This is a genomic window from Paenibacillus sp. YPG26 (assembly GCF_023704175.1).
Classification (GTDB): Bacteria; Bacillota; Bacilli; order Paenibacillales; family Paenibacillaceae; genus Fontibacillus.
In genome coordinates, this window is the sequence record NZ_CP084530.1 from 2,509,490 (window position 1) to 2,521,762 (window position 12,273).

Consider the following 12,273-nt stretch of genomic DNA (forward strand, 5'->3'; position numbering starts at 1 on the left):
AGTGTCAACTCCTCTTTTTCTCTATTGTCTTACAAACCGATAACCATTATACTCCTTTCCGAATCAAAAGCAAAAGGCAGCAGGAGAGTTCCCGCCGCCTTGGATCTAATCTATCTGAATTCTGCTACAAGATGGTCAAATTCACTTTCGGTCAATGACAGGTTCTGATGAACAAGAGGTTCCTCACGGAAACCGGTCACCAGATTCTCATAGCTCCTCTTCGTCTTGTTCTGGTAAATGAGACCCGTGATCATACTGCCCGTCTCCATCAACTTGCTCATTGCCATAACCCGGTTGCTTGGATCATAATCAGGTACGGTCTCGAGATTCACGATGTTCTCTTTGAACCAGTCATAAGTGTTCACTTTATTGAAAGTTACACAAGGACTGAACACGTTGATCAAGGAGAACCCTTCATGCTGAATTCCCTGCTCGATCAAGGAAGTGAGCTGCTTAAGATCACTGGAGAAGGATTGAGCCACAAAGGTAGCTCCAGCAGATAGCGCGATCTCAAGAGGTGACAATGTACTCTCAATGGAACCCTCAGGCGTACTCTTAGTCTTGAAGCCTTCACCGCTTCGTGGTGAGGTTTGACCTTTAGTCAATCCATAAATCTGATTATCCATTACAATGTAGGTCATATTGATATTCCGGCGGATCGCATGAACGGTATGCCCCATACCAATAGCAAAGCCGTCTCCGTCCCCGCCAGAAGCAATTACAGTAAGGTCACGGTTGGCAAGCTTCACCCCTTGGGCAATTGGAAGAGCACGTCCGTGGATACCGTGAAGGCCATAGGCGTTGATGTAACCTGAAATCCGTCCAGAGCAGCCAATACCGGAAATTACGGCAAGCTGTTCAGGCTCCAATCCAACGTTGGCTGCAGCGCGCTGAATGGCTGCTTGTACGGAGAAGTCGCCGCATCCTGGACACCAGTTCGGTTTGACGTTGTTGCGGAATTCTTTGAAAGTTGCCATCTTACACCAGCTCCTTACTTAGTGTCTGAGCAGAAGGTCCATCGCTCAGCGCTTTTTTGCTTTCCGAGTATACTTCTGAAGGCAGGAACGGATTACCGTCATACTTCAGAACACTGTTGATTTTCTCATGCAGGCCCATATTCAGCTTGATCAAGCTGGCAAGTTGTCCAGTCGCATTATTCTCAAGCACAACCACGTTCTTCGCTTTCTGCAGATGTGGAAGAACCTCCTTAACCGGGAAAGGATGCAGCAGACGAACCATCATCTGACTTGTCTTTATACCTTCCGCTTCAAGGTGTGCACGGGCCTGCTCAATTGTTCCGCCTGTTGATCCCATACCGATAATCAATAGATCCGGCTCTTCGTGGGAGCCTAGAATATGAATCGGGTTCTCCACCTCGATCTGGTCCATCTTGCCGAGACGTTTATCCATCATTTTGACCCGGTTAACCGGGCTCTCGGACGGACGTCCTGTCTCGTCATGTTCAACGCCGGTTACGTGGTGGATCCCGTTCTTCGTACCCGGAAGGGCCCGGCTGGAGACTCCGTTATCTGTTAGCTCGTAACGCTTGAACAATGATCCGTCTTCGCGTTCCGGAATCTCGGTAGCGATGCTGCCGCGGTCAATCACAATCTTCTTGTAATCAAGCTCTTCACAGGACTGCTTGCCTAAGGACAGCTGTAAGTCTGTGGCCAGAATGACCGGCACTTGATATTTCTCAGCCAGGTTAAATGCCTGAACCGTATCGTAGAAGCACTCTTCAATTGAGCTAGGAGAAAGGACAATCTTGGGAATCTCGCCATGTGTGCCATAGATCAAGGCATGAATATCACTTTGCTCCTGCTTGGTAGGAAGACCCGTACTTGGTCCCCCCCGCTGGGTATCTACAATGACCACCGGCGTCTCAGTCATTCCTGCAAGGCCGATAGCCTCCATCATCAGGGAAAGACCAGGACCTGCGGAAGCCGTCATTGTTCTTACGCCCGCATAATTGGAACCAATTGCCATGGTAATGGCTGCGATTTCATCTTCAGTCTGAACAACAGTACCGCCGAACTTTGGAAGCTTCTTGATCAGATACTCCATGATCTCGGAAGCTGGCGTGATCGGGTAAGCACTCATAATCCGGCATCCGGCTGCAAGTGCGCCCAGAGCAATTGCATCGTTACCGATCATGAACAGCTTCTGCTTGCCGTCCGCTGGCTGCAGCTTGAACTCTTCAAGCGGTCCGCCCGCAAGCTCAAGCACGTATTCCGCCCCGCGGCGCACAGCTTCGATATTCTTCTCAACAATAGCGGGACCTTTGCGTCCGAATTCTTCTTCAACTGCTGTATTAAATACTTCCAGAGGGAGTCCGAGCAGAGCCCAAGACGCTCCAGAAGCAACCATATTCTTCATCAGCGAAGTTCCAAGCTCCTCCGCAATCGCCGTAATAGGCACCGCGAACAAGGTGGCTTGTATTCCTTCGGGAATTGTTGGATTAAATTTGGCATCTGCAACTACAACTCCGCCTTCACGAAGCTCATGCGCATTGAAATCAATACTCTCTTGGTCAAAAGCAACCAATATGTCCAGGTCATCGGAAATAGCACGAATCGGCTTTGTGCTGATCCGGATTTTATTGTTGGTATGTCCGCCCTTAATCCGTGAAGAGAAATGACGATATCCATACAAATAGTAACCTAATCTGTTCAATGCTGTAGAGAAAATCCGGTCTGTACTTTCTACACCTTCACCTTGCTGTCCACCGATCTTCCATGATAATTGATTAATCACGATCGCCCACCCCTTCAATCGATCACATTAGGAGATACATCTTGCATGTGTTTAGAGAATTTTAGAGACATGGGTATATCTTAAGACCTATGCCAATAATGAATATTTTGTTGCACAATCATGTCAATTTTATGTCTATACAGATTAAAAAGCAAGCGTTTTCTCGAGATTTTCATATAGTTGTTTGCGATTGGAACGATCTCTACAAAAGATCGATTAAAGCGCTTTCTTGTTTTGAGGGAGATAGGTTCTCAAAAAAGACTCCGCGTTTCCGTAAAGCCAGCCTTTTACCAGCCCTTCCGGATAGTGCCTGAGCAGTTCAGAGATCAGATTGGAATAACAGGAAGCATCCTCCAGACCCAATATATACCTGTCAATCCCATCAAAATCCGACCCGAACATCAGATGCTGCTCTCCTCCCAGCGAGCAGATATGCTCAATATGGCTCATAAGATCCGATATGTGAACCGGCCCGTTAATCTTCACAAAGTCCGGAACAAAGGTAATGCCTATTCGTCCCCCCAGACTGATGATAGCCTCGATCTGCTCATCACGAAGATTCCGCGGATGCGGGCAAATGCGGTAAGCATTGGAGTGAGAAGCTATGAATGGCTTATCCGCCTGCTTGGCCAGTGTGACAAGCTCCCAGAAGCCTTTTACCGATAGATGGGATACATCCAGGGTAATCCCCAGCTCATAACAAGCTTGGACTAACTCAAGCCCTTTCCTGGTGAACCCCCCGTTGCGAGGCTCAAGAATCCCGTCTGCAGCCCAATTGGCATAGTTCCAGGTTATGCCCAGGAAGCGGACTCCCTGCTCATAACTGGTCTTTAGGTACTGCAGATTACCCTCCAGCCCGTCCGCACCTTCCAAAGAGAGCAGCCCGCAGGGCTGAGCTGTAGTTAATTGATCCAGCTCTTCCTGCCAGCACAGAGGTCTTATACCACTACTTACTACCTTCTCCTGAAAAATACGGATTTGATCCAGCACATGGCTGAATTTGGGGCTACCCAGACTCTGGGAAAGATAGATGGCGAAGCACTGCAAGCTGATACTCCCCTGCTTCAGCTTCTCCAGATTCACATCCAGTCTGCTGTCGTTATGAAAATCAATCTGATCGTTGATTTGCATTTTGTATAATGCATCACAATGAAAGTCTATCACCGCATATTTCATAGCTCACTCACCTTTCTCTCTGGTTAGGGTACCTAACTTCAGCCCGAACAGCAAGCATGCAAAAAAGCCCGTCTACAGAATGTAAACAGGCAGATTCATTATACTTAAATTATCTTGGCTCCACGATCAGCTTAATCGCCGTCCGGTCCTCTCCATCAATGACGATGTCTGTGAAAGCAGGAATGCAGATCAAATCCACTCCGCTAGGAGCTACGAATCCCCGGGCAATCGCGACGGCTTTGATGGCTTGATTAAGAGCACCTGCTCCAATAGCCTGAAGTTCAGCAGCCCCGCGTTCTCTTAATACTCCTGCTAATGCACCGGCAACGGAGTTTGGATTGGATTTTGCTGAAACTTTTAATACCTCCATGGTAAGTACCTCCTGGGAATGATGGTTTGATTCCACTAATTCATTCTATTCGTGAGAAGTGAAATAATTCCTTCTTTTACCATCCTAATATTACCAGAAGTATACCTACCCAGCTATCAAGCAGGAGTACTAATCCATGATCCATTCATCTTCTAGCAGTCTTATTTTCTTAATACTCTTGGCCCGTCCGGTTCCGTCCTCAATGTCTACCAGTACGGCATGAAACTGCCACTTGCCCGAATCAACCTGGAATCTGACAGGAAGCTGGGTTTTGAATTTACGCAGGACCGCATCCTTCTCCATGCCCAGAATGCCTTCGCGCGAGCCGACCATACCTACATCGGTAATATAGGCAGTTCCTCCAGCGAACACGATGTCATCATTACTCTGAACATGAGTATGTGTTCCCACCACCATCGAGGCTCTTCCTTCGAGATGCCAGCCCATGGCAATCTTCTCAGACGTGGCTTCAGCGTGGAAGTCTACCAAGATGTTCTTATGCTTTTGCCGAAGCCGGTCAACGATTTCATCCGCCGCTCTGAAGGGACAATCGATGGCCGGGAGAAACGTTCTTCCCTGCAGATTGACAATGGCTAACTCTTTGCCGTTTGCCTTGATCAGCGTGCTCCCTAATCCAGGAGTCCCAGGAGGGAAATTAGCAGGACGAATCATTCTCGGCTCGTTATCGATGAAATCAAAAATCTCTTTGTTATCCCAGGTATGATTGCCCATAGTAAGACCGTGAATCCCCATATCGAAAAAATCCTTGGCAATTGCTTCAGTTATTCCCCGGCCGGCTGCCGCATTCTCTCCATTGGCGATTATGATGTGGGGATTATGCTTAGACTTCAGCATAGGAAGTGTATCCTTTAATGCTTTCCTGCCTGTATTCCCTACGATATCCCCGATAAATAAGACTTTCATGTACGTTCATTCCTTTCTATTCTTCGGAACCTCTTACATTAAGTCACAATCCCACTCAATGAAAAAGCGGCCCCTAGAGGGGCCACTTCTCAGCATTTCCTTTACTTTGCGTATTCAACCGCCCGAGTCTCGCGAATGACCGTAACTTTGATGTGACCTGGATAATCCAGTTCACTTTCGATCATCTTCGTGATATCTCTTGCCAAGCGGAAGCTTTCAGCATCATCAATTTTCTCAGGCTGCACCATGACACGGACTTCCCGTCCAGCTTGAATTGCGTAGGATTTCTCTACCCCTTCGAAAGATTCGGAGATCTCCTCCAGTTTCTCAAGACGGCGAATATAGGTTTCAAGTGTTTCGCGGCGGGCTCCCGGTCTTGCTGCGGACAGCGCATCTGCTGCACCTACCAGCATAGCAATAACGGAAGTAGCTTCAACGTCACCATGGTGAGAAGCTATACTGTTGATAACCACCGGATGCTCCTTGTATTTCTTCGCCAGCTCTACGCCAATTTCAACATGAGAGCCTTCCACTTCATGATCAAGCGCTTTACCAATATCATGCAAAAGTCCGGCACGCTTCGCGAGTACGATATCTTCCCCAAGCTCTGCGGCCATTAGCCCGGTAAGGTAAGCTACTTCCATCGAATGCTTAAGAACATTCTGACCGTAGCTTGTCCGGAACTTCAGTCTGCCGAGAATCTTGATCAGATCCGGATGAAGAGCGTGTACACCAACCTCGAATGTAGCTTGTTCCCCATACTCACGGATTCGTTCGTCAACTTCCCTGCGCGATTTCTCAACCATTTCTTCAATTCTGGCTGGGTGAATCCGGCCGTCTGCCACCAATTTCTCAAGTGCAGTTCTTGCAATCTCACGACGAATAGGATCAAAGCCTGACAAAATAACCGCTTCAGGCGTGTCGTCAATAATCAAATCAATACCAGTAAGCGTCTCAAGCGCACGGATATTACGTCCTTCACGTCCGATAATCCGTCCTTTCATTTCCTCGTTCGGCAGCGTTACTACAGAAACGGTAGTCTCAGCTACGTGATCAGCAGCACAGCGCTGAATCGCCAAGGTAATGATTTCTCTGGATTTCTTATCCGCTTCCTCTTTAGCCTGCTGTTCGATATCTTTGATCAGTTGAGCCGATTCATGTCGTACTTCCTGTTCGACATTCGTTAGGATAATGCTTCGCGCATCCTCCATTGTCAGGTTGGAAATACGTTCAAGCTCGGAGACCTGGGTTTTGTAAATTAAATCGATTTGCTGTTGAGTTTCCTCAATTCGTTTCTCTTTGTTGGCCACTTGCTCTTCTTTGCGTTCCAGTGATTCTAATTTTTTATCCAGCGACTCTTCTTTTTGCAACAGTCGTCTTTCTTGCCGTTGGGTTTCATTCCGACGTTCACGAATGTCTTTATCAGCTTCGGCTCTCAGCTTGTGAATCTCATCCTTCGCTTCGAGAACCGTTTCTTTCTTCAGCGCCTCTGCGTCTTTCTTAGCATTCTCCAGAATTTGACTGGCAGCATGCTCGGCACTGGAAATTTTAGCTTCTGCAAGAGATTTGCGAATAAAATATCCGATCACGAACCCAAAGAATAGTGCGGCTACAACGAGAATAATCGAAATCCAAGGTTCCATTTCTGTTCACCTCCTCGTTGATTAGTCCAAGGTATTCCCTGGGATGTGTGTGTGCAGTTGTCAATAATGTTACATTCATCATCACAAATAAACCGATGTACACATGCCAATTCAGTAAGCTGCTCAAGTTGACTCTGTACAAGCGTACAGATATGGACAGGCAGTATACCTTCATAATTGGTAACCAGAATCCGTCTATAGGAGTCACATTCTTTGGAAGGAAAAAGGGACTCTATCGATACAGATTCAAGTTCATTTTATTATTTGATGAAAGAAATTGTCAAGCGTATGACACGCTTCTTCACAAGAAGAGGTTCATTCAAATTGTTCATATTCGGTTTCTTCATCCTCAGTGCCGCCTTGTTCTTCTACCAATGTACGGAGAACTCTCGACACAAGCGAGCCGGAGAAGCCACGTCTCATTAGATAAGCTCCCGTCTTCCGCTTTCTGTCCATAATCTCTCCGCTGGTGTGACGCCACTTCTTCGACCCCATATCTAATGCGCTCTGGTATTCCTCTTCCTCGGAGACACTTCCCAGCGCTTCCTCAATCAGAGGCTTGGAGACGCCCTTCTGGCGCAGCTCCTGTCTGACCCACATCTTTCCCTTGCCACGGTTCTTAACACGCTGGCCGGCCCATTCCTGTGCGTACAGCGCGTCATTAACAAGCCCTTCTCTTTCAAGTCTTGTAACAATCTCTAATATGACCTGCTCTTCTCTGCCCTTTTCCTTCAACCTCTGTGATATTTCCTTAGTAGTCCGGGGCTTGCGGCTGAGGTAATTCAGAGCATCCGCGTAAGCCTGCTGCTTCTCGTCAGCAGCTATAATTTCAAGCAGATCCGACTTGGTGAATGAGCTCCCCTTCATCATCCTGTACTTGATCATTACATCTTCATGCACTTGAACACAATATGGGCCAAAATGAATAAGATACCGATACTTCGGCCGCTTTAGACTCTCAACTGAGGTAATACTTAATGCCTCATCTTCCGGAAAATCCGCCAAGCCGTCAAAATCCTCGTCATCCTGCCCGCTTGGTTCCGAGATATCGTAGATCCCACGCTCTTGAAGCTGCTTGTCCGATCGCGAATCAATATACTTTCCCCGCCCGTACGGAGTTTTCTTATACTTTCCCTCATCCATTGTAATATTCTCCCGCTATATAATAAGAAAACGCTCTGTCTCCGGTAGATACCTTCGATCAGAGCGCCACACCAAATTAATTATTCATCTGCAAAAAGAGCGAGCTCTTCTTTGCTTTCTTCCTCAGCTTCACTTGCGGTTGGCGCAGGGACAGCTGTCGTTAAATTGCTGGCTTCGCGAATCTTGTTCTCAATAACATCCGCAATTTCAGGGTGCTCTTTAAGAAACTGCTTCGCGTTCTCCCGTCCTTGTCCAAGACGTTCGCCAGAGAAGGAATACCAGGCACCGCTCTTATCAACAATATCCTGCTCAACACCGATATCGATCAGACTTCCTTCCTTGGAAATCCCTTCGCCATACATAATGTCGATCTCAGCTTGTTTGAATGGAGGAGCCACTTTGTTCTTAACTACCTTGATTCTTGTACGGTTACCTACCATATCGTTACCCATTTTGATAGTTTCGATACGACGCACATCCAGTCGAACAGTTGAATAGAACTTCAACGCACGTCCACCAGGAGTAGTCTCTGGATTACCGAACATAACCCCAACTTTCTCACGCAGCTGGTTAATGAAGATTGCAATCGTCTTGGACTTGCTGATTGCGCCAGACAGCTTACGCAAGGCTTGGGACATCAATCTTGCTTGAAGACCCACGTGAGAGTCTCCCATTTCACCTTCGATTTCCGCTTTAGGAACAAGAGCCGCAACGGAGTCAATAACGATAATATCCACAGCTCCACTACGTACCAGTGCTTCTGCAATCTCCAGTGCTTGTTCACCCGTATCTGGCTGGGACAGAAGCAATTCATCAATGTTAACACCAAGCTTGCCCGCATAAGTCGGGTCAAGTGCGTGCTCCGCATCAATAAATGCAGCTTGTCCGCCTGCCTTCTGAACTTCCGCTATCGCATGTAGAGCAACGGTCGTCTTACCAGAAGATTCCGGTCCATATACTTCAATAATACGACCACGAGGCAGCCCGCCTGTGCCAAGAGCTATATCTAATGCTATAGAGCCGCTGGGAATAATTTCCACTTGCATATGAGTGGATTCCCCAAGCTTCATAATTGATCCCTTACCGAACTGCTTTTCTATTTGACGAAGCGCCATATCCAGCGCTGCACGACGATCTGACATTAGCTCACATCCTTCAAAATGATAAATACAGGATTGCCTTACTTATACAATTGTACCTTGTTTAGAAGCGTTTGCCAAGCATTTTTTAGAACATACATTCGTTTTTTTCTGGACCGGACACCTCTCTTCCATAGTGCCGCGATTTCCAGAGATTAACACAAAAGAACCGCAGCAACCCTTTAGTTTGCTACGGTTCTTCCGTCTCTTAATTATACTCTAGCAGACTTCCTGCTGCAAGTTTAGCAGGCAGCAGTCTTATCCTAAGCTATTAAGTCCCTATGCATTAGCTGATTGAAGCTCCTTAAGCCGCAGCCACAGCCGATAGAGGATAGCCTTGGCAGATCTGAGACGAATGGTCTCGCGGTTGCCTTTAAGGTTCAATTCATAAGTTGTGGTGGATCCATCCCGTTCGGAGATCCCGATATATACGAGTCCAACCGGCTTTCTCTCCGAGAATGCAGGACCCGCCACCCCTGTGACCGATAGTCCGAAATCCGTGTCAGTGACAATTCGAACCTGCTCAGCCAGCACTTTAGCGGTCTCACTGCTGACAGCCCCGGGCGCCTCTTCTCCTTCAAGAAGATGTGCAGGCACATTCAAGAGCTTCTTCTTCATTTCGTTGGAGTAACACACAATTCCGCCCAGGAACACAGTTGCGCTTCCCGGAATTGAAGTGATCTCTTGCATTAACAGTCCGCCTGTACAGCTCTCGGCTGCACTGACCGTTAGATTCATCTCGGTCATCATCTCTACAATAACCTGTTCAATAGGCACGTCACGATTAGCATATAAGTAATCAGACAAGCGCTCTTCAATAATCTTCTCCATCGCGTCAAGCTTCTCAAAAGCCTCACTCTCAAGTGCTGCTTTGGTAGATAACCTGATAGTGACTTCACTTTCCTTGGCATAAGGAGCGATCGTCAAATCACTCTGCGACTCAATTAAATCCAGCAGCTTCGTCTCCAGCGCAGATTCACCGATTCCCGCGAACTTCAGCATTTTGGAATACAGAGGGGTCTCTCCAGTCAGCACATGACTCATGATCCAAGGCTTAGCCTGGTTCTCGAACATGGGCATCAGCTCTTTAGGCGGCCCTGGCAGGACAATATAGTGTTTGTCGCCCTGGGTAATGGCATTGCCTACAGCAAGCCCCGTCTCATTCGGCAGTGGTGTGCCCCCGTCAATAGCCAGGGCTTGACGCCGGTTGTTCTCAGTCATAGGCTGCTCCCGGTCTTTGAAGAAACGGTCAATATTATCCATCGCCTGACGGTCAATATGAAGCTCCCGTCCCAGATTTGCCGCCAAGGCTTCTTTGGTAAGATCATCCTGGGTCGGGCCAATACCGCCCGAGAAAATAATTAGATCAGCACGCTCCTCGGCAATCTTGATTGCCTGCTGGAGACGCACCTTATTATCCCCAACCACCGTCTGGAAAAAGACATCGATTCCCAGTGCAGCTAACTCCACTGATAAATAGCGGGCATTCGTATTTACAATCTGGCCAAGCAGAAGTTCAGTCCCTACGGCAATAATTTCAGCTTTCATCAGTAATCACAACTCCCCCGTTAAGAAGGGCAACGTGGCATCCTCTTCTAGTTAGATTCAGTTCAGACTTTAGAGAAAGACAATATGTTCTTGTTCTTAATGAAGTAATCAATTCCAGAGTAAATGGTGATCAGAGCCGCAATCCAAATCGCAACCTCGTCAAATGGGAAATTCACCCATGCAAACGGGAAGTTATTGAGAAGCAGTGCTGAAATCGCAACAATCTGGGTGATTGTTTTAATTTTACCCCATTTACTGGCTGCAATAACAGAACCCTCAAGCAGGGCCACTTCACGAAGACCCGTTACAGCAAATTCGCGGCTAATGATCACCACAGCAATCCATGCATCACATTTGCCTAAGGCAACGAGAGAGACCAGCACTGCCGCTACCAGCAGCTTGTCCGCCAAGGGATCCAGCAATTTCCCCAAATTAGTCACCATGTTGTTCTTGCGTGCCAGATAGCCATCAAGTCCGTCCGTACTGGCTGCAATAATGAACAATAGAGCTCCAATCAGGTGATTCAGTGGCAATGTGTAATTCCCCCAGGTCAAAGGATATGACCACCAGTCCATGTTCAGGTTCACAAGCAGGAACACAAGCATGACCGGAATCATGAATATACGGGCTAATGTAATTCGGTTGGGCAGATTCATCGAGCACCCTCCCCTGACAAGTCAAGAATAGAATATGTAAAAAAATGAACAAAGTTATGCTGCTTAAGAACTATGACGTAATCGTTAGCTGTCATTTTGTACCCCCAGTGATTGCTGCCGTCCCCATTTATCCCTACAAGTATAATATACGGCTTATACTGTGTCAAAATGAAGCAAGGTCTCGACAGATATGCATTTCAGGCATATCAAGAGACCCTACAGTGTTATTTAAGATTAGTAAATTGAAGGTCAACAGACAAATCCGCCTTGCGGAGAAGCTGAATTACACTTTGCAGATCATCCCGGCTTTTCCCGGTTACCCGGACCTGATCTCCTTGAATCTGACTTTTCACCTTAAGCTTGGAATCACGAATAAGGATATTGATCTTCTTCGCATTATCCTGGTCAATCCCTGACTTAAGTGTAATACGCTGACGGACGCTTCCGAGCGAAGCTGGCTCCACTTTCCCATACTCCAGGTTCTTGATCGGCAGACCCCGCTTAATCATCTTGGACTGCAAAATATCAATAACCGCTGTCAGCTTGTACTCATCATCCGAGGTTACAACCAGAACATCCTTGTCGACTTTGATCGAGCTTTTACTGTTCTTAAAGTCATAACGGGTCTCAAGCTCCCGTTCTGTCTGCTGTATGGCATTAGTTAGTTCCTGCATGTCTACTTTCGACACGATATCAAATGAACTTTCACTACTCATCTTATCCCATTCCCTTCGTTCGTCTTATCTTATGTTTTATTATTATATGAAAAAGTTTCTTCTAACACAAACAGGGCAAGCGCCAACCCCGCTTCTCGCCGGTGTGGACACCTGCCCTGATTCTTGCTTCCCGGCTTAACAACACTTCAAAGTACATTCACAGTACTCTGAAGTACACATGCGTATGCCAGTAATCAACAATCT

11 protein-coding genes are annotated in these 12,273 nt (G+C 47.2%); all 11 read right to left on the bottom strand.

The genetic code is table 11. The annotated features are described in order from the left end of the window. Positions 1–110: 110 nt before the first annotated feature. Positions 111–977 (bottom strand): 2-oxoacid:ferredoxin oxidoreductase subunit beta, encoded by an 867-nt coding sequence (locus tag LDO05_RS11745; RefSeq protein ID WP_251375580.1) that lies wholly within the window; start codon positions 975–977, stop codon positions 111–113. 1 nt (position 978) lies between these two features. After that, the gene (locus tag LDO05_RS11750) at positions 979–2,754 is read right to left on the bottom strand and encodes a 2-oxoacid:acceptor oxidoreductase subunit alpha (protein ID WP_251375581.1); all 1,776 of its coding nucleotides are present in this window, start codon (positions 2,752–2,754) and stop codon (positions 979–981) included. A gap of 216 nt (positions 2,755–2,970) precedes the next feature. Beyond that, a complete protein-coding gene (locus tag LDO05_RS11755; RefSeq protein ID WP_251375582.1) occupies positions 2,971–3,930 on the bottom strand; it encodes a dipeptidase in 960 nt (319 codons plus the stop codon). Positions 3,931–4,039: 109 nt separating this feature from the next. Continuing rightward, positions 4,040–4,300 carry a stage V sporulation protein S gene (locus tag LDO05_RS11760; RefSeq protein ID WP_006286829.1) on the bottom strand — a complete coding sequence of 87 codons (261 nt, stop codon included), beginning with the start codon at positions 4,298–4,300 and terminating at the stop codon, positions 4,040–4,042. Between the two features lie 129 nt (positions 4,301–4,429). Continuing rightward, positions 4,430–5,224, bottom strand: a complete 795-nt coding sequence (locus LDO05_RS11765) for a TIGR00282 family metallophosphoesterase (protein WP_251375583.1) — start codon at positions 5,222–5,224, stop codon at positions 4,430–4,432. Positions 5,225–5,325: 101 nt separating this feature from the next. After that, a complete protein-coding gene (rny, locus tag LDO05_RS11770; protein WP_251375584.1) occupies positions 5,326–6,867 on the bottom strand; it encodes a ribonuclease Y in 1,542 nt (513 codons plus the stop codon). A gap of 315 nt (positions 6,868–7,182) precedes the next feature. Then, positions 7,183–8,010, bottom strand: a complete 828-nt coding sequence (locus LDO05_RS11775) for a regulatory protein RecX (protein ID WP_251375585.1) — start codon at positions 8,008–8,010, stop codon at positions 7,183–7,185. Between the two features lie 80 nt (positions 8,011–8,090). Beyond that, positions 8,091–9,152, bottom strand: a complete 1,062-nt coding sequence (gene recA / locus LDO05_RS11780; protein ID WP_251375586.1) for a recombinase RecA — start codon at positions 9,150–9,152, stop codon at positions 8,091–8,093. 276 nt (positions 9,153–9,428) lie between these two features. Next, entirely contained in the window at positions 9,429–10,697 is a 1,269-nt protein-coding gene (locus tag LDO05_RS11785) for a competence/damage-inducible protein A (protein ID WP_251375587.1), read from the bottom strand. A gap of 62 nt (positions 10,698–10,759) precedes the next feature. Continuing rightward, entirely contained in the window at positions 10,760–11,353 is a 594-nt protein-coding gene (pgsA, locus tag LDO05_RS11790) for a CDP-diacylglycerol--glycerol-3-phosphate 3-phosphatidyltransferase (RefSeq protein ID WP_251375588.1), read from the bottom strand. A 224-nt stretch (positions 11,354–11,577) separates the two neighbouring features. Next, entirely contained in the window at positions 11,578–12,069 is a 492-nt protein-coding gene (locus LDO05_RS11795) for a YajQ family cyclic di-GMP-binding protein (RefSeq protein ID WP_251375589.1), read from the bottom strand. Positions 12,070–12,273: the final 204 nt, after the last annotated feature.